This is a genomic window from Streptomyces sp. JNUCC 63 (assembly GCF_054366325.1).
The window spans coordinates 183,671-200,015 of the sequence record NZ_CM135963.1; the positions used below are offsets into that span (position 1 = coordinate 183,671).

Below are 16,345 nucleotides of genomic sequence, written 5' to 3' on the forward strand. Positions count from 1 at the left end.
GCTCGGTTACTCCTCGTGCGTCGAGCGGGCACGCCAGAGATCGGCACACCACATCGCCAGCACGAAAGGAAACGTGGCCGGAGTGAGTCCAACCGCTTCGATCCCGGCCTGCAACAGCAGCACGGCGGGAACGGCGAGGACGCATGCTCGCCATCCTCTGCCGGTGCTGAGCATGCCCACCGTGACGAGCACGGCGTTGAAGCCGTAGACACCGGCGGTGATCTCGTTGGGCGGGAACAGCGGAAGTCCCTGCACGATTCCGTACGTCACCAGTGCGGCTGCGAAAGCTCCCACGGCCAGGGTCCACCGTGAAACCGCGAGTCCGGCGAGGATGAACAGGCCCGGCAGCAGACCTGTCACGAGGAAGACCTCGGCCCCGCTGGCGAAAATGCCCAGTCCGAGAAAGCGGTGGGACGGTGGTGCCGAAGGCCAGTGCCTGGACTCATGCAGGTACTCCAGTATCCAGTAGGTGAACACGAAGGGCGCGGTGTAGGCCGGTACGCGCAGAAAGTACTGGGCGACGTGCGTGAGCAGCGTGGCTGTCACCGCGCCCCCGAGAGCGACGAGTGCGGTGAGCCACAGTGGACGGAACGAGCCGGCGGCTCCCAGGGCGACCAGGACGGCATTGAAGCCGTAGAGTCCCTGTCCGATCCGCTCGGCCGGTACCCGCAACAGCACGGCGGTGGCGATCCCCACCGCGCTTCCGAGCAGTGCGCTCATCCCGGCGACCGGGCCGGAGATGAACAGCCCCACCAGAAACAGCACGCCGGTGAGCGTGTTGTTCTGCAGGTAGACCTGCGCGACTCCGCGAGGGAGCCCCCGCAATGCTTCGGGGCCGAGGGCGTTGCGATGTTCCGGTGGGGGTGTCTTCGTGCTCACCAATGCTCCTCCGTGAGCTCCTTCCCGTCCGGGTGCGTCCGAAGGGCTTCGGTCAGCCGGTACTGCGCGGTCACCGCGTCGGGAGCCAGGACGGTGGCCGTCGCCCCGCCGGCGGCCAGCGGAGTCAACGACCACCACTCGCCGCTCGTCGGCGCCACCGGGTCGTTTTTCCAGACCACGGATTCGGTGGCCACGACCCGCGCCCCGGCGAGATAGCCGGCACTGGCCTCCAGGCGGGGGTTTCCGAGTACGAGCGTCTGCCGCACCAGCGGTATTTCCCCGCGCGTGACGTGCGTGCTGGTTCGCAGCGAACCGGGACGCTCATTGCTGCGCCCGAGCACCAGTACCTCGCGGCAGCGCACGAGCGCATCCTCCGCCAGCTCCGCACGGAACTCGGCCTCGTGCTCGGCGCGGGCGGTCACCACGGTGTGTTCCGGCAGGTATTCGAGGGTGCCGCCCTCGGCGACCTCGACGTGCACGGTGCTGCGGCTCCTGCCCCGGCGGTGTCCGGGCAGCACCAGTGTGGCGGCGACACCGCGCAGCAGCAGGCGCGCGCCCGGTCCGACCCGCACCCGCAGGTCCAGCTCGTCTCCGCCGAGTGGGGACGTCGCCGAGTTGACCAGGTGCACCACCGCCCGATCCGTCGGTCCCGCGGCGGGTCGGACGGCCCCGCGCCGGGGCATCAGGGTCAGCGGCGCGGCCGAGGACAGCTCCCGGACGACGCTGCGGCCCCGCGAGTCGAGCTCCACGGTCAGGTGCGCGCGGGCCTTCATCGCGCCAGCTGTTTTCGCACCCAGGCCGTCACCTCGGGCGCTTCGGGGGTGTCGGTCAGCGATTGGGTGATCACTGGAAGCTCGCCGCGCATTCGGTGCGCGTCAGCGGTCATGACCGCCATGTCCGCACCGACCCGCTCAGCCAGGTCGATCTTGTTGATGACCAGCAGGTCGGCCGTGGTCACGCCGGGGCCGCCCTTGCGGGGCACCTTGTCACCTCCGGCGACGTCCACGACGAAGATCTGGACGTCGGCCAGCCCGCGGCTGAACACTGCCGTCAGGTTGTCGCCGCCGCTTTCGATCAGGATCAGTTGCAGACCAGGGTGGCGCTGCTCCAGGCGTTCGACGGCGTCGAGGTTGGCCGTGATGTCGTCGCGGATCGCGGTGTGCGGGCAGGCCCCGGTCTGCACGGCCTCGATCCGGTCCGGGTCAAGGACACCGGCGCGCCGCAGGAAGTCCGCGTCCTCGGTCGTGTAGATGTCGTTGGTCACCACAGCGAGCTCGACATCGGCACCGAGGGAGCGGCACAGGGCGGCGGCCAGTGCGGTTTTCCCGCTTCCGACCGGACCGCCCAGCCCGATGCGAAGCGGGCGTCCTACGGCGGGCGCAGGGCCGAAGGGGTCTGGTTCCGGCGCGGTCGGATCGAAGCTCACCGGGTGCCGGTGGTCGTGGTCGTGCCGGTGGTCGTGCTGGTGGTTGTGGTCAGCTGGCAAAGAGTCGCACCTCGTCTCGATGGTGTCGTTGGTGGGCCTGCGCCAGCAGATCGAGCGCGGGAGCGCCCACCGCGGGGAGAGCGGCCGGGTCGTGTCCGGCCACGGAAGCGGCGTACTCGGTGATGCGTTCGAGATCCGGCCCGAGTGCGGCCACGGCAGCGTTCGCGGCGAAGGGATCGAGCCCCAGCAGCCGCACAGCGGCCGAAGCGGGGCCGCTGATCGACAGGTACGCCGCCACAGCGGCGGCCTCCCGCGATGTGCCCGCATGCGCGCCCCCCAGCAGAGCGCCGATGACAACCGGGTGGTGCGGTCTCGTGGACACCGCCAGCAACGCGTCAAGCGCCGCCGAGGGCCAAGCGACACGGCCGGCGCGCGCGGTCCCGCGCCCCTGCGCTCGAGACGCCTCTCGCTGCGCGGGGGACGGCGTGCGCGCGTCGATCTCGGAGTCCAGCCGTTGCCAATGCCGGCCGTCGACTCCCGCGTCGGCCGCGTGAGCGGCGGCGGCGGCGAACACCGCGGCCAGGCAACCCGCGCTCCGCAGCCGTCCGAACAGGAACTCCCGCAGGTCTCCGGGGCCGGTGACCAGACCTCGGTGGACAGCTTCCTCCACCCCACCCGAGTGCACGTGGCCACCGCCCGGGAAACGAGCGTCGGCAAGGGTCAGCACAGCCAGCGAGTACGACATCGTCAGAACAGGAAGTAGCGTTGCGCCATCGGCAACTCCGAGACCGGATCCGGTTCGACGAGTTCCCCGTCGATGTGCACCGCGAAACTGTCCGGGTCCACCCGGATGTCCGGGGTGGCGTCGTTGAGCGGCAGGTCGGCCTTGGTGGTCGAGCGGGTGTTGGTGACACCGACGACCCTACGGCCCAGACGCAGCCGTTCGGGGAGCTCGGCGTCCAGCGCTGTCGGGGCGACGAAGTGCACGCTGCTCGCCGCGGCCGCCTTCACGTGCGACCCGAACACGGGACGCGAGAACACCGGCTGCGGTGTGGGGATCGAGGCGTTGGCATCGCCCAGCGCGGCCCGCGCGGCGAACCCGCCCTTGAGGACCATGCGGGCCTTGACGCCGAAGAACTTCGGTTCCCACAGCACCAGGTCGGCGATCTTGCCGACTTCGACCGAACCGACCGCGTCCTGGATGCCGTGCGTGATCGCCGGGTTGATCGTGTATTTGGCGACGTACCGGCGGGCGCGCATGTTGTCCGCGCGGTCGTCGCCCGGCAGCGAACCCCGATGCCGTTTCATGACGTGTGCGGTCTGCCAGGTGCGCGTGACGACCTCGCCGATGCGCCCCATGGCCTGCGCGTCGGAACTGACCATGGAGATCGCGCCCATGTCGTGCAGCACGTCCTCGGCGGCGATCGTGGTCGGCCGGATACGGCTTTCGGCGAAGGCCAGGTCTTCGGGAATCGACGGGTGCAGGTGATGGCACACCATGAGCATGTCGAGGTGCTCGTCGATCGTGTTCACGGTGTGCGGGAGGGTCGGGTTCGTCGACGACGGAAGGATGTACGGCTCGGAGGCGACCCGGATGATGTCCGGTGCGTGCCCTCCGCCGGCGCCCTCGGCGTGGTACGCGTTGATCGACCGGCCGTTGATGGCCTCCAGGGTGGACTCGAGGAAGCCGGACTCGTTGAGGGTGTCGGCGTGGAGCGCGATCTGCACACCGGTTTCCTCGGCGATGCGCAAGGCGTTGTCGATCACCGCGGGGGTGCATCCCCAGTCCTCGTGCAGCTTCAGACCCCCGGCACCCCCGCGCAGCTGCTCGGCCAGTGCCTCGCCGCGCATGGTGTTGCCCTTGCCTAGCAGCAGGATGTTCATCGGGACGCCGTCGAGGGCCTGCAGCATACGCCCGAGGTTCCAGTCGCCCGGCGTCACCGTGGTCGCCCTGGACCCCTCTGCCGGCCCGGTACCGCCACCGATCAATGTCGTCGTTCCCGAAGCCAGCGCGACGTTGATCGACTGCGGATCGATGAAGTGAACGTGGCAGTCGATCGCCCCGGCGGTGAGGATCCGACCGTTTCCCCGGATGACCTCCGTCGACGGACCGATCACCAGCGCCGGATCGATACCGTCGGCAGCGTTCGGGTTCCCTGCCTTGCCGATGCCGACGATGCGTCCGTCGCGGATGCCGACGTCGGCCTTGACCACCCCCCAGTGGTCCAGGATCACAGCACCGGTGATGACCACGTCCGGCGTGCCCTCGGCGCGGATCGCCATCGACTGCCCCATCGACTCGCGGACCACCTTGCCGCCGCCGAACACGGACTCGTCGCCGGAACCGTGCGGCCCCAGGCTGCGATCCTCGGTGACCTCGATGAACAGGTCGGTGTCGGCCAGGCGCACTCGGTCACCTGTAGTGGGACCGAACAACTCGATGTAGCGTGCACGGTCAATATGCGGCGTGTTCTCGTCCGAGGTCATCGGTGCCCTTCCCCCTTGCTTCCATAGGCGAATTCGGTCGGTTGGTAATCCCGGCTGTCCAGGTCACCGGCCCATTCCAGGCGCAGCCCCCGGATCCTGCGGAGCCCGGCGATGGGGACCAACGTCACCTCCCGCTCGACGCCGGGCTCGAAGCGCACGGCGGTACCGGCCGGAATGTCCAGTCGACGCCCCCACGCGGCCTGGCGGTCGAACTCCAGCTCAGGATTGGTGGCGGCGAAGTGGTAGTGCGAACCGATCTGCACCGGCCGGTCCGCGTGATTGACCACCCGGATCCGCGTGCGGGCACGTCCGGGGTTCAACGGCACGGCTTCGTCCGCGGGAATGATTTCTCCTGGTAGCACGGGCCCTCCTAGGTGACCGGCGAGTGGACGGTGACCAGCTTGGTGCCATCCGGGAAGGTCACCTCGACCTGTACGTCGTCGATCATCTCCGGGACACCTTCCATGACTTGCTCACGTTCGAGAACGTGGCGGCCACTGGACATCAGCTCGGACACGCTGCGCCCATCACGAGCTCCCTCGACGACGTGGTCGGTGATCAGCGCGATCGCTTCCGGGTAATTCAGCCGCACCCCCCGCTCCAGCCGACTGCGGGCCAGTTGGGCGGCAACGTAAATCAGAAGCTTGTCCTGCTCCTGCGGTGACAGATGCATGCCTTCCTTTCTAGTACCGCGAGAGATAACCGCAACCTGAGCTTGGTTCTGTCGGTGACCTTGGAGTTTCCCGGTGCGGCAGCATGATCAGGAGGCATTCTCGGGGCTGTTTCGAAGGCCGATGCGGTTGTCGAGATGTCCGTTGTCCCTCCGTCCCCGTTCCGGTGAGCAGGTCCCGTCCCTGACCGCGCAGGTCGCGCGGGCGAGCAATCCGGGCGGTACGACGGCGATGTGGGCGCGAGACCGGCTGGACGGGCTGTGGTGCGACGAGGACTTCGCCGACTGGTACCCGGGCGACGGGCGCCCCGGCCTCTCGCCCGCCCAGTTGGCCACCGTCTGTGGGCTGCAGTTCCTGCTCGACCTGTCGGGCCGTCAGGTGGCCGAGGCGGTGCGCTGCCGCACCGATTTCACATACGCCCTGGCCGTGGAGCTGGACGATTCCGGCTTCCATCGCAGCGTGCCGGCCGACTTCCGTGAGCGCCTCACCCAGGGCGATCACGTCGGCCGCCTGCTCGACCTCGCGCCGGCCCGTCTCAAGGGCGCCGGGCTCGTGCGTGAACGCAGCACGCAGCGCACTGTTTCCCCCTCATGTTCTGACCGCGGTGCGCGACCTGACCCGGCTGGAGTTGATCACCGAGGCGGTGCGGGCCGCGCTGGAGGAGCTCGCCGGCACCGCCCCGCACCCGCCGGCCGGCCCGGTGGCCGAGGAGTGGGGACGCCGCTGTGGCCGTCCGGTCCGCCGGGGCGAGACCCCCACCCGGCTCAGGACCAGGACCAACACCGCCGGCAAACTTGATGTTTAACCCAACGCCGGCAAGTCAAGGCCGAGTTGGCGGTGTCAGGACCGGTTATGGGCAGGTGATCGAGATGCTGATTGCGATCTCGTTCATCGGCAGGTCGTTGCGGGATCCGCGGTCGGCGGCGTTCGGGCAGGAGTTCGCGTGGGTGGAGTATCGCAGCCCGGATCCGTGACGCTGCCTGCGCCGGGGGCTTTGGCGGCCGGCGCGGTGGCAGGGCACCAGGGTGGGTGATCACGCTGTGCCGTGCGGCTCGCAGGACGACGGTGAAGGAGATCCGGTCGGGCTCAAGGACCAGGTCCTGGACGGCGTCCTCGCCGCTCCCCCGCCCCTGCCGCCTGACCGCGCACCGCGCGCCGTGTGCGCCGTACGCGGTCGCAGCGCCTGATCAGTCCCGGGGCGACGCCCCGATGATCACCTGCGGGTGCCGCAGGCCGGGCAGAAGGCCGCGCCGTCCGGCAGCTCCTGGTGGCAGGAGGAGCAGCTCACCGTCTGGGCGAGGCGGTGTCCGCAGGCCGGGCAGAAGTTCGCCCCCCGGGTCTCGGCACGGCAGTGCGGACACACCAACTGGCGCGGCGTCGTGGCGTCGTAGTCCCCACCGCGCTGCTGTCCGGCGTCGTAGGCGCGCTGGGCGACCATGTCGTTCAGGCCCCTCTGCTGGGCGGCCTGCGCCTCGGCCGCGGTGTCCGGCGAGCAGGTGAGGCACAGTCCCTGTCCCCCGTTCCAGCAACGGCCGCAGACGTACGCGGTGCAGCGGGGGCAGCGGTTGAAGTGGCCCTGGGCGTTGGCGATGGCGCGGGTGAACGCCGCGTCCCGCTGGGTGCCGTAGTTGGCCCCGGCCAGGCCGTCGGCCGCGTCGGAGACGCCGCGGGCCGCGCCGCCCATGACCGACCAGGCGGCGTTCACGCCACGGGACAGCCAGCCGGCCATCTGCCCCGCCCTGAAGGGTTCGAACGGCGAGCGCCAGGTGTCGGAACAGCGTGAGCAGTAGAACTCGAACTGGAAGCCGGCGCCGGTGCCGTGCTGTTGGCACAGGTCACGGTGGTTGTTGTTGAAGTAGATCTCGGTGCTCACGGTGCGTCCCCCCAGGGCTGACCTCGTGCTGACGTCGCTGTGCCCACGAGACGCCCGTCCTCGTCCGCGGGTTTCCGAATTCTGCCAGTCGCACGGGCGCCCTGGCAGCATGTGGCGCACGACTGAGAATGGAACAAATGGGTACTTGTCTGACGAACATACACAAAGCTCGTCGGGCTCTGGCTGGTTCTGCCGGCCTCAGGTCGAAGGGATTCCGGTCATGACTGACGACATGAGCAACTCCGTCCGCGAGCAGGCCCGTCCGGCCGACCCCCGGGCTGTGGGCCTCGCAGACCCGGCCCCACTGGGGCTGGCGGGATTCGCGATGACCACGGTCATGCTGTCCATTCTCAACGCCGACCTGATCAGGGAACCCGCCGCGATCTTCCCGGTGCTGGGTCTCGCGGCGTTCTACGGCGGACTCGCCCAGTTCGTCGCGGGCCTGTTCGAGTACCGCCGCGGCAACACCTTCGGCGCGACCATGTTCGTCTCCTACGGCGCGTTCTGGTTGACGTACTGGTGGCTCGTGCCGCGGGTGGCCACCCTCGACGCGCACAACGGTCTGGGCCTGTTCCTGCTCCTCTGGGCCATCTTCACCGCCTACATGGCGGTGGCCGCGCTGCGCACCAGTCTCGCCGTCTTCGCGGTGCTCGCGCTGCTGACCATCACGTACGTCCTCCTGGCCGTCGGAGAGTTCCAGGGCGGCCTGGGACCGCACGTCGTCACACGGGTCGGCGGCTGGTTCGGCATCGCGACGGGCCTGGTCGCCTGGTACGCCTCGGCGGCCGCCGTCATCAACGCCTCGCACCGCCGGACCCTGCTGCCCACCTGGCCGCGCTGAGCAGGCGGGGCCGGTCGGCGGGGTCAGCGAGAGAGAAAGTCCAGCAGGTCCTGGTTGAAGCGCTGCTTGTCGCCGTCCACCATCGCGAGGCCGTGGCTGCCGCCCTCGTACACCTTCAGCTCGGCCCCGGAGACGATCCGCGCGGCTTTGCGGCCGGTGGCGTCGATGGGCACGATCCGGTCGTCGTCGCCGTGCACGACCAGGGTGGGAATGCCGAACTTCTTCAGGTCCTCGTGGAAGGGCGTGGTGCCGAAGGCGTCGACGCAGGCGACGGCGCCCTCGATGGTCTGTGCCATGCCCATGTGCCAGAACGCGTCCTTGTTGCCCTGAGTGACCTTGTTTCCCGGGCGGTCGGCGGAGAAGAAGCCCTCGGCGGTGTCCTTCCAGAACTGCGAGCGCTCCTTGAGGATGCCGGCCTTGATGTCGTCGAAGACGGACTGCGGGACGCCCTCGGGATTGTCGGGGCCCTGCAGCATCAGCGGTGTGATGGCGGAGAGCAGGACGGCCGAGCGCACGCGTCCGGTGCCGTGGCGGCCGATGTACCGTGCGAGTTCGCCACCGCCCATGGAGTGCGCCACCAGCGTGACGTCCCGCAGATCGAGGCGGGTCAGCAGGTCGTCGAGGTCGTCGGCGAACGTGTCGAAGTCGTAGCCGTCGTAGACCGGAGTGGAGCGGCCGTGGCCCCGGCGGTCATGGGCGATGCCCCGGTACCCGGCGTCGGCGACCACCTTGAGCTGGTCCTGCCAGGCGTCCCCGTTCAGGGGCCAGCCGTGGATGAAGACCACCGGACGTCCCTGGCCCCAGTCCTTGTAGAAGATCTCGACCCCGTCGCGCGTGGCGCACACAGGCATGCTCGTCACCTTTCGCCCAGCCGAGGAGACGGGCACGCCTTCGGACGATCGTGCCCCTCACCTATGGTCCCTTTCCAGGCCCTGCCCGCAATTCGGAAGGGCCCGTCGGGCACGGGGGCAATGTCGCGCGGTAACGGGGTACACGGTGAGTGAAGCACTACCCGCCACGGGAGGCGGTCATGATCGTCCTCGGCGTCATTCTGCTCGTCGTCGGCTTCGTCACCGGCATTTCGGTCCTGTGGACCATCGGCATCATTCTCGCCGTCATCGGCGCGATCCTCTGGATCCTGGGGGCCATGGGTCACGCGGTGGCCGGCCACCGCCACTACTGGTGAGCGGCCCGCGGTCCGGCCCGCACTCCACCGCTTCTTGTTGACTTCGACCGCACTCCAGCTTCCAGCGTTCCCTGCCGTGGCACGCCACCACCGACCACGACCCCCTGTCGCAAGGAAAGGCTGGGACACATGAAGCAGCGCAGGCTGCGAGACCTCCGCGTGTCGGCCATCGGCCTCGGCTGCATGGGGATGTCCGCCTTCTACGGGACCACCGACGAGGACGAGGGCATCAGGACCATCCGGCGCGCCCTGGAACTGGGCGTCGATTTCCTCGACACCGCCCAGCTCTACGGGCCGCTCACGAACGAGTCACTGGTCGGCCGGGCCGTCGGGGGACATCGCGACGACTACGTGATCGCCACGAAGTTCAACTACCGGATGGACCACGCGGTGCCCGGCGACATGAGCACGATCGGCCCGCAGGACGGCTCGGCCGAGCACGTACGCAGCTCCGTCCACGGCTCGCTCGAGCGGCTGGGGACCGACTACATCGACCTGTACTACCAGCACCGCGTCGACCCCGACGTGCCGATCGAGGAGACCGTCGGCGCCATGGCCGAGCTGGTCGCGGAGGGCAAGGTGCGCCACCTCGGCCTGAGCGAGGCGGCGCCGGAGACCATCCGCCGCGCGCACGCGGTCCACCCGATCACCGCGGTGCAGACCGAGTATTCGCTGTGGACGCGTGACGCGGAGGACGGGGTTCTGCCCGTGTGCCGGGAGCTGGGCATCGGGTTCGTTCCCTACTCGCCGCTGGGCCGCGGATTCCTCGCGGGCCGGTTCTCCTCCCCCGACGAGCTCGACGAAGGGGACTTCCGGCGCAGCGGGCCCCGCTTCACCGGCGACAACCTCGAGGCGAACCTCCGGCTCGCCGCCAAGGTCAAGGAGATCGCCCAGGAGAGGGACGTGGCTCCGGCGCAGCTGGCGATCGCCTGGGTGCTGGCCCAGGGCGACGATCTGGTGCCGATCCCCGGCACCAAGCGCCGCACCTACCTCGAGCAGAACGCCGCAGCCGTCGACGTGGTGCTGACCGAGGACGACCTGGCACGCATCGACGCCGAACTCCCCGAGCCCGCCGGGGAGCGCTACGACGAGGCCGGGATGCGGTCCGTGAACCGCTGACGCGGCGTGCCGGGGGACCGGCGGAGCTGTCCGTGATCCGTGGGCGCTGCGAAGGCGGCGGCCGCGACCCCGGGCGCGCGTTCAGCGCGGGTGGCGGGACCCGGGGCGGAAACCGACCATCCGCCAGATGCGGATCTCGCGCACCAGTCCGGGCATCTCCTTGATCAGCAGGGCGAGTGCCAGCCCGCCCACGACGGCGAGCTCCGCCGCCATCACCTGTTTGCCTGTCATCCCCGTGCCGGTACCTCCCTTCATCCGTTTCACCTGTCTCATCCGCCTCTGCCTCATCTGCTTCATCTGCCTCTGCATCATCTGTCCCTCCTGCCCTGACTTACGTCCTCGTCCCGCCCCGACTCCGGGTCCTTCCCGACTCCGGGTCCGTCCCGACTCCGGTGAGACCGGTCATCCCGGCGAGATGTTCGGCATGATCTTCATGATCGCGTCGTGCTTCTTCCAGTGGATGCCCGTGGACCGCCGGGCGTCGGAGGTGCCGTCCTTGTGGTGGCCCGGCTGCCGCTGGTACGGGCCGAAGTTGCCCTGGTGCAGCCCGGTGACGTGTCCAGGGGTGTCGTGCTTCACATCGGGCCTGCCGACTCTGATCCTGCCCATCGTCTGCTCCTTCCTGTCGTGGCTCAGCCACGGCCGGCTCCGTAGGTGGGTGAGTGGGTGACGGTGAGTGTTTTGCCGTTGCCGGTGTACATGTGGACGCCGCAGGGCAGGCAGGGGTCGAAGCTGCGGACGGTGCGCATGATGTCGACGCCTTTGAAGGTGTCGGGTCCGTTTTCCTCGAAGATGGGCTGGCCCTGGACGGCGTCTTCGTAGGGGCCGGGGGTGCCGTAGGGGTCGCGGGGGCTGGCGTTCCAGGGGGTGGGGGGGTAGGGGTGGTAGTTGGCGATCTTCTTGTCCTTGATGACGAGGTGGTGGGAGAGGACGCCGCGGACGGCTTCGTGGAAGCCGCAGCCGATGGCTTCGTCGGGGACTTGGTAGTTTTGGAAGGTTTTGGTGTCGCCGGCGCGGATGAGCTGTTGGGCGCGTTCGAGGAACTGCAGGGCCATGGCGGCGGCGTAGGCGATGAAGTAGGGGCGGGCGCGGTCGCGTTCGATGGTGTTGGACCATTGGGGGATGGCCCATTCCAGGGTGGTCTCGGGGAGTTTTTCGCTTTTGGGCAGGGTGATGCGGACGCTGTGGCCGGTGGCCTTGACGTAGGGGGTGTCGACCAGGCCGTTCAGGGCGGTGGACCACAGGCGGGCCAGGGGGCCGCCGCCGGTGTCCAGGGCGAGGTGCCGGCCGGTTTCGGGGTGGTACCAGCGGGGGCTCATCACCCAGGAGTAGTTGCCGTCGAAGTGGCGTTTTTGGGGGTGGGGCAGGGTGGTCTGGTTCCAGGGGTGGCGGATGTCGACGGGGTTGCCGAGCGGGTCGTGGGTGACGAAGGGTTCTTCGCCCGTCCAGTCGTCGTAGTAGGAGGAGCCGAGCAGGATCCGCAGGCCGAGGTTGATGTCGATGAGGTTGTTGGTGACCAGTTGGCCGTCGACGATGATGCCGGGGGTGACGAACATGTCCCGGCCCCAGGTGTTCATGGTGGCGTAGCGGTAGTCGCAGGTGTCGGGGTTTTGGAAGGCGCCCCAGCAGGCGAGCAGGACGCGGCGCCGGCCGACCTCCTCGTAGCCGGGCAGGGCGGCGTAGAAGAAGTCGAAGACGTCGTCGTTCATGGCGACGGCCTGTTTGATGAAGTCCAGGATGCGCAGCAGGCGGGAGAGGTAGTCGGTGAACACGGTGGGCTGGGGCATGGTGCCCACCCCGCCGGGATACAGGGTGGAGGGGTGGACGTGGCGGCCCTCCATCAGGCAGAACATCTCGCGGGTGATGCGGGAGACCTTCAGGGCCTGTTTGTACACCTCGCCCTCGAAGGGGTTGAAGGCGCGCATGATGTCGGCGATGGTGCGGTAGCCGTGCAGGTGGCCGCGGGGGGCCTCGGTGCGTTCGGCGCGGGCCAGCACGGTGGGGTTGGTGGCCTTGACCATGGCCTCGCAGAAGTCGACGAAGACGAGGTTGTCCTGGAAGAGGGTGTGGTCGAACATGTATTCGGCGGCTTCGCCGAGGTTGGTGATGTGCTCGGCCAGCGGCGGGGGTTTGACGCCGTAGGCCATCTGCTGGGCGTAGTTGGAGCAGGTGGTGTGGTTGTCGCCGCAGATGCCGCAGATGCGGGAGGTGATGAAGCCGGCGTCGCGGGGGTCCTTGCCCCGCATGAACACCGAGTAGCCGCGGAACAGGGAGGAGGTGGAGTGGCACTCGACGACTTCCTGGTTGGCGAAGTCGATCTTCGTGTAGATGCCCAGGTTGCCGATGATCCTGGTGATCGGATCCCAGGACATGTCCACGATCTGCGCGGGCTTGCGCCCCGCCGCACGAGCCTCGGTGGTCGTCATCTCGGTCTGGTCCTCGTTCCTCTCGTCAGGCGCGCCAGTGCGGGTCGTACCCGCTGGTCAGTTCGTGTCGGTTGTGGCGCCACTTCGGTTCCCTGTTGACGGCCATGCTGGTGATGCCGCGCATACGCCGGATGAAGGCGCCGTAGGGCCTGATCAGGACGGACGACAGGCTGCCGCCGGTGGGCTCGTCCATGAACGGCATGAAGGCGTCGGGGAAGCCGGGCATGGTGCAGCCGATGCAGATGCCGCCCACGTTGGGGCAGCCGCCGATGCCGGCCATCCAGCCCCGCTTGGGTACGTTGCAGTTCACCACGGGGCCCCAACAGCCAACCTTCACCTGGCACTTGGGCGAGTTGTAGTCCTTGGCGAAGTCGGCCTGCTCGTAGTACGCGGCGCGGTCGCAGCCCTCGTGGACCGTCTTGCCGAACAGCCACTGCGGGCGCAGCATGTGGTCCAGCGGCGGGGGCGGCGCGGAGCCCGCGGCGTGGTAGAGCACCCAGGTCAGGGTCTCCATGAAGTTCTCCGGCTGGATGGGGCAGCCGGGGACGTTGACGATGGGCAGGGCGCCCTGCGACTTGAAGTCCCAGCCGAGGTAGTCGGCGAGGCCCATGGAGCCGGTGGGATTGCCGGCCATCGCGTGGATGCCGCCGTACGTGGCGCAGGTTCCGGCCGCGACGACCGCCCACGCCTTGGGGGCGAGCTGGTCGATCCACCAGTTGAGGGTGAGCGGTTCGCCCGTCTGGAGGTCGTTGCCGAAAGAGGTCCAGTAGCCGTCGCCCTCGATGATGTTCTGGTTGGGGATCGAGCCCTCGATGACGAGGATGAACGGGGAGAGTTCTCCGGCGGCCGCGGCCCGGAAGGGGGCGAGGAAGTCCTCACCGCCCAGGCTCGGCGAGAGCACCTTGTTGTAGAGGTGCACCTTCGGCAGCCCGGGGATCAGCCCGAGCACGATGTCCTCGATCGCCGGCTGGCCCGACGCGGTCATCGAGACGGTGTCGCCGTCACAGCTCATGCCCTCGGAGATCCAGAGGATGTGGATCTCGTCGAAGCCCGCCCGCTCGTGGGCGCCCTCGGGCTCCCGGCTGACTTCGGTGGTACCGCTGGCGGTGGTCATGTACTCGGCCTCCCCTGGAGACGGTCGCGGAATCGGTCGTAGGCGGCGGCCACCGGCCCGAGCACGGTGAGCGCGGGAGGCTGGTCGGGGGCGTTCGGGTGGGGCCGGGTGGGGGCGGTCTGCTTGGCCCGTTCGAGGAGCCGGCCGAGTTCGTCCAGCTTCTCCTGGGAGACGCGGGCACGGAGCTCGGGCATCGTCTCGCCCTCCTCCTCGCGGATGTGCTCGTCGATCTCCCGCTTGAGCTGGGCCATGAGGTCGGCCTCGCGCTCGTCTCCGGCGGGCAGCCGGTCGAGGGCGAGCAGCAGCTTCTTGACGGCCATGTGCTCGCTCAGGTGCTCGTCGATCTTCTGCGCGCCGTCGGGAAGCACCTTCTTGGCCAGGGGATAGAGCATCATTTCCTCGAGCGCCGCGTGCTTGGACAGCTCGCGGATCGTCAGCTCGATCACTCCGCGCCGCTGGGTCTGGGAGGCCGCGGCGTGGTAGTCGCGGAACAGTTGCTCCACCATGCGGTGGTCGTGCTTCAACAGCTCGATGGCGTCCATCGCACCTTTCCTCGTCCGGGGCGGTGACCTGCGGCCGCGGCGCTTCGCGGCGGAGGTGGCGGAGCCGGTGCGCCCGCCGGTCCGCCGGTCCGCCGGTCGGCTGCGCGGCCGGCACGGACGACGCCCCGCGCGGGAAGGTCATCCGTCGTGCTCCAGGTTTGCCCCGTCCGCCGGCGAACGCCTCTTATGAGGGGTCAGTGGAGTGAACGGCGAGAGCCGTCCAGGGCGGTGGCCGTCGGTCAGGGGCGGCGGCGCCCCGCGTGCTGGGCGCGGTCGAGGGGGCCGAGCAGGGGGCGGCGCCGCCGCGTCACCTGCTCTCTTGTGAGGAGGCCCGGCATTCCCACCGGGGAGGAATCGCATCCCGCGACAGCGGCGCGGAGCGTCGCCGCACCCGGCCACCCGGGGCGCGGAGCACCCCGACAGCCGGCCGGCGGAGCCGGGCGAACGCGTGTGCCCTCGTTCGCCGGTCGGGGTGATCACGGCGGAAGGGGCGTGCGGATGTGCGGGGACCGTACGTACGGTCAGTTGGCCGGAGTCGGCTGATCGGAACACGGATGGGGGTGGCGGGCGTGACGACGGCAGGGGAGGCCGAGGGGGCCGGGCACGCCCGGTACACCTACCGGCTGCGGGTGTCGGCCACCGCCCGGGCGGGGCTGGAGGCGGAGTGGGCCCGCTGCCGGTGGCTGTGGAACGAGTGCGTGGCCCGGTCGAAGAAGGCCCACACCGAGGGGGAGGCGTGTGGTCCGGCCCGGCTGGACCGGATGCTCACCCGGGCCCGCGCCGTCACGCCGTGGCTGGCCGCGGGCGCCTCGGTGCCGCAGCAGCAGACCGTCCGTGACTTCGCCGCCTCCCGCACGAAAGCACTCAAGGACATCAAGAACCGGCTGCCGCTCAGGCGTCGGGCGGGCATGCCCCGGCACAGGAAGAAGCACGAGGCCGAGCCGACGCTGAACTACACCCGGCGCGGGTTCCGCCTCAGGGACGGGCGGCTGCACCTGGCGGGCGGGACCGTCCTGACCGTGGTCTGGTCCCGTCCCCTCCCGGCCGAACCCTCCTCGGTCCGCGTCTACCGCGACTGCCTCGGCCACTGGTACGCCTCGTTCGTCGTCCCCGCACCACTTCAGCCGCTGCCCGCCACTGGTGCGGTGATCGGTGTCGACTGGGGCGTCAGGGAGACCGCCACCACCACCTCCGACGCCCACGACCTCCCCCACGCCCAGCACGGCAAAAAGGCCCAAGCCAGGTTGACCCGCTACGACCGGATGATGGCCCGCCGCAAGCCGAAGAAGGGGCAGCCCGCCTCGAAGGGCTACCGGGAGGCGAGGAAGTGGCGGGCGAAGACCTACGCCAAGATCGCCCGGCAGCGGCAGGATGCTGCCCGCAAGTGGGCGAAGAAGGTGGTGCGCGAGCACGACGCCATCGCGGTGGAGGATTTCCGCCCCAAGTTCCTCGCCCGGACGTCGATGGCGCGCAAGGCGGCCGACGCCGCGATCGGCGCCACCAAGCGGGCCCTGATCGAGATGGGCCACAAACACGCGCGGGACGTCCGCCTGGTGCACCCCGCGCACACCACCATGGACTGCGGATCGTGCGGAGCGAGAACCAAGCACGCACTGCCGCTGTCGGAACGCACCTACACCTGCACCGCGTGCGGAGCCGTGTCCCCCCGGGACAAGAACTCCGCCCGCGTGATGCTTGTCCGGGCAGGTCTGGACCCGGCTGGTGTCGAGGGCGCAAGACCTCCCGGAGCGCTGCTCCGGGAGGCGGCCTGAGCCAGGAAT

General features: G+C 69.4%; 19 protein-coding genes and 1 pseudogene. 6 read left to right on the plus strand and 14 right to left on the minus strand.

The features are described from left to right. Positions 1-6: 6 nt before the first annotated feature. The 7 genes from ACX25U_RS00810 to ACX25U_RS00840 are packed head-to-tail and all read right to left on the minus strand — an operon-like array spanning position 7 to position 5,465. Positions 7-879 (minus strand): urea transporter, encoded by an 873-nt coding sequence (locus tag ACX25U_RS00810; protein ID WP_454388096.1) that lies wholly within the window; start codon positions 877-879, stop codon positions 7-9. Continuing rightward, positions 876-1,652 (minus strand): urease accessory protein UreD, encoded by a 777-nt coding sequence (locus ACX25U_RS00815; RefSeq protein ID WP_454388098.1) that lies wholly within the window; start codon positions 1,650-1,652, stop codon positions 876-878. The genes ACX25U_RS00810 and ACX25U_RS00815 overlap by 4 nt, the downstream gene beginning before the upstream one ends. Continuing rightward, the gene (gene ureG, locus ACX25U_RS00820; protein ID WP_454388100.1) at positions 1,649-2,365 is read right to left on the minus strand and encodes an urease accessory protein UreG; all 717 of its coding nucleotides are present in this window, start codon (positions 2,363-2,365) and stop codon (positions 1,649-1,651) included. The genes ACX25U_RS00815 and ureG overlap by 4 nt, the downstream gene beginning before the upstream one ends. Then, entirely contained in the window at positions 2,355-3,050 is a 696-nt protein-coding gene (locus ACX25U_RS00825) for an urease accessory protein UreF (RefSeq protein ID WP_454388101.1), read from the minus strand. Before ACX25U_RS00825 ends, ureG begins: the two co-directional genes overlap by 11 nt. Before the next feature lie 2 nt (positions 3,051-3,052). Continuing rightward, the gene (locus tag ACX25U_RS00830; RefSeq protein WP_454388103.1) at positions 3,053-4,792 is read right to left on the minus strand and encodes an urease subunit alpha; all 1,740 of its coding nucleotides are present in this window, start codon (positions 4,790-4,792) and stop codon (positions 3,053-3,055) included. Then, on the minus strand, positions 4,789-5,154 hold the full coding sequence (locus ACX25U_RS00835; protein WP_454388105.1) for an urease subunit beta: 366 nt from the start codon (positions 5,152-5,154) through the stop codon (positions 4,789-4,791). The genes ACX25U_RS00830 and ACX25U_RS00835 overlap by 4 nt, the downstream gene beginning before the upstream one ends. Before the next feature lie 8 nt (positions 5,155-5,162). Further along, positions 5,163-5,465, minus strand: a complete 303-nt coding sequence (locus tag ACX25U_RS00840; protein WP_454388107.1) for an urease subunit gamma — start codon at positions 5,463-5,465, stop codon at positions 5,163-5,165. A 229-nt stretch (positions 5,466-5,694) separates the two neighbouring features. On the opposite strand from ACX25U_RS00840, the pseudogene ACX25U_RS00845 reads away from it, so the two are divergent. Both ACX25U_RS00845 and ACX25U_RS00850 read left to right on the plus strand, forming a co-directional pair. Further along, positions 5,695-5,907 (plus strand): annotated as a pseudogene (locus ACX25U_RS00845) (transposase); the annotation flags it as partial. A 160-nt stretch (positions 5,908-6,067) separates the two neighbouring features. Further along, positions 6,068-6,268: a hypothetical protein gene (locus ACX25U_RS00850; RefSeq protein ID WP_454394869.1), complete on the plus strand. Its 201-nt coding sequence runs from the start codon at positions 6,068-6,070 to the stop codon at positions 6,266-6,268. 408 nt (positions 6,269-6,676) lie between these two features. Here ACX25U_RS00850 and ACX25U_RS00855 read toward each other — a convergent pair whose 3' ends face one another. After that, positions 6,677-7,336 carry a zinc ribbon domain-containing protein gene (locus ACX25U_RS00855; RefSeq protein WP_454388111.1) on the minus strand — a complete coding sequence of 220 codons (660 nt, stop codon included), beginning with the start codon at positions 7,334-7,336 and terminating at the stop codon, positions 6,677-6,679. A 220-nt stretch (positions 7,337-7,556) separates the two neighbouring features. Between ACX25U_RS00855 and ACX25U_RS00860 the strand changes: the two genes are divergently transcribed. Continuing rightward, entirely contained in the window at positions 7,557-8,177 is a 621-nt protein-coding gene (locus tag ACX25U_RS00860) for an acetate uptake transporter (RefSeq protein WP_454388113.1), read from the plus strand. Positions 8,178-8,200: 23 nt separating this feature from the next. On the opposite strand, the gene ACX25U_RS00865 is transcribed toward ACX25U_RS00860, so the two are convergent. Beyond that, positions 8,201-9,028: an alpha/beta fold hydrolase gene (locus ACX25U_RS00865; RefSeq protein WP_454388115.1), complete on the minus strand. Its 828-nt coding sequence runs from the start codon at positions 9,026-9,028 to the stop codon at positions 8,201-8,203. Positions 9,029-9,207: 179 nt separating this feature from the next. Between ACX25U_RS00865 and ACX25U_RS00870 the strand changes: the two genes are divergently transcribed. Beyond that, a complete protein-coding gene (locus ACX25U_RS00870) occupies positions 9,208-9,363 on the plus strand; it encodes a DUF6131 family protein (RefSeq protein ID WP_454388117.1) in 156 nt (51 codons plus the stop codon). A gap of 129 nt (positions 9,364-9,492) precedes the next feature. Then, positions 9,493-10,482, plus strand: coding sequence for an aldo/keto reductase (locus ACX25U_RS00875; RefSeq protein ID WP_454388119.1), 990 nt, complete (start codon positions 9,493-9,495; stop codon positions 10,480-10,482). 81 nt (positions 10,483-10,563) lie between these two features. Here the strand turns inward: ACX25U_RS00875 and ACX25U_RS00880 are convergent, their stop codons facing one another. The 5 genes from ACX25U_RS00880 to ACX25U_RS00900 all read right to left on the minus strand — a co-directional run bounded on the left by ACX25U_RS00880 (position 10,564) and on the right by ACX25U_RS00900 (position 14,564). After that, complete coding sequence (locus tag ACX25U_RS00880) at positions 10,564-10,713, minus strand: hypothetical protein (protein ID WP_454388121.1); 150 nt, start codon at positions 10,711-10,713, stop codon at positions 10,564-10,566. A 171-nt stretch (positions 10,714-10,884) separates the two neighbouring features. Continuing rightward, entirely contained in the window at positions 10,885-11,091 is a 207-nt protein-coding gene (locus ACX25U_RS00885; protein WP_454388123.1) for a hypothetical protein, read from the minus strand. Positions 11,092-11,114: 23 nt separating this feature from the next. Beyond that, positions 11,115-12,908 (minus strand): nickel-dependent hydrogenase large subunit, encoded by a 1,794-nt coding sequence (locus ACX25U_RS00890; protein ID WP_454388125.1) that lies wholly within the window; start codon positions 12,906-12,908, stop codon positions 11,115-11,117. Positions 12,909-12,933: 25 nt separating this feature from the next. Beyond that, the gene (locus ACX25U_RS00895) at positions 12,934-14,022 is read right to left on the minus strand and encodes an NADH-quinone oxidoreductase subunit B family protein (protein WP_454388127.1); all 1,089 of its coding nucleotides are present in this window, start codon (positions 14,020-14,022) and stop codon (positions 12,934-12,936) included. Further along, complete coding sequence (locus ACX25U_RS00900; protein WP_454388129.1) at positions 14,019-14,564, minus strand: hemerythrin domain-containing protein; 546 nt, start codon at positions 14,562-14,564, stop codon at positions 14,019-14,021. Before ACX25U_RS00900 ends, ACX25U_RS00895 begins: the two co-directional genes overlap by 4 nt. A 569-nt stretch (positions 14,565-15,133) precedes the next feature. Between ACX25U_RS00900 and ACX25U_RS00905 the strand changes: the two genes are divergently transcribed. Beyond that, entirely contained in the window at positions 15,134-16,336 is a 1,203-nt protein-coding gene (locus tag ACX25U_RS00905; protein ID WP_454388131.1) for an RNA-guided endonuclease InsQ/TnpB family protein, read from the plus strand. The last annotated feature ends 9 nt before the right edge of the window (positions 16,337-16,345 follow it).

What these genes read in the sequence shown, in the direction of transcription:
- ACX25U_RS00885 (WP_454388123.1), bottom strand. Translation starts at nt 11,091, where the DNA reads ATGGGCAGGATCAGAGTCGGCAGGCCCGATGTGAAGCACGACACCCCT.
- ACX25U_RS00830 (WP_454388103.1), bottom strand. Translation starts at nt 4,792, where the DNA reads ATGACCTCGGACGAGAACACGCCGCATATTGACCGTGCACGCTACATC.
- ACX25U_RS00825 (WP_454388101.1), bottom strand. Translation starts at nt 3,050, where the DNA reads ATGTCGTACTCGCTGGCTGTGCTGACCCTTGCCGACGCTCGTTTCCCG.
- ACX25U_RS00875 (WP_454388119.1), top strand. Translation starts at nt 9,493, where the DNA reads ATGAAGCAGCGCAGGCTGCGAGACCTCCGCGTGTCGGCCATCGGCCTC.
- ACX25U_RS00860 (WP_454388113.1), top strand. Translation starts at nt 7,557, where the DNA reads ATGACTGACGACATGAGCAACTCCGTCCGCGAGCAGGCCCGTCCGGCC.
- ACX25U_RS00815 (WP_454388098.1), bottom strand. Translation starts at nt 1,652, where the DNA reads ATGAAGGCCCGCGCGCACCTGACCGTGGAGCTCGACTCGCGGGGCCGC.
- ACX25U_RS00895 (WP_454388127.1), bottom strand. Translation starts at nt 14,022, where the DNA reads ATGACCACCGCCAGCGGTACCACCGAAGTCAGCCGGGAGCCCGAGGGC.
- ACX25U_RS00865 (WP_454388115.1), bottom strand. Translation starts at nt 9,028, where the DNA reads ATGCCTGTGTGCGCCACGCGCGACGGGGTCGAGATCTTCTACAAGGAC.
- ACX25U_RS00900 (WP_454388129.1), bottom strand. Translation starts at nt 14,564, where the DNA reads ATGGACGCCATCGAGCTGTTGAAGCACGACCACCGCATGGTGGAGCAA.
- ACX25U_RS00840 (WP_454388107.1), bottom strand. Translation starts at nt 5,465, where the DNA reads ATGCATCTGTCACCGCAGGAGCAGGACAAGCTTCTGATTTACGTTGCC.
- ACX25U_RS00880 (WP_454388121.1), bottom strand. Translation starts at nt 10,713, where the DNA reads ATGACAGGCAAACAGGTGATGGCGGCGGAGCTCGCCGTCGTGGGCGGG.
- ACX25U_RS00870 (WP_454388117.1), top strand. Translation starts at nt 9,208, where the DNA reads ATGATCGTCCTCGGCGTCATTCTGCTCGTCGTCGGCTTCGTCACCGGC.
- ACX25U_RS00890 (WP_454388125.1), bottom strand. Translation starts at nt 12,908, where the DNA reads ATGACGACCACCGAGGCTCGTGCGGCGGGGCGCAAGCCCGCGCAGATC.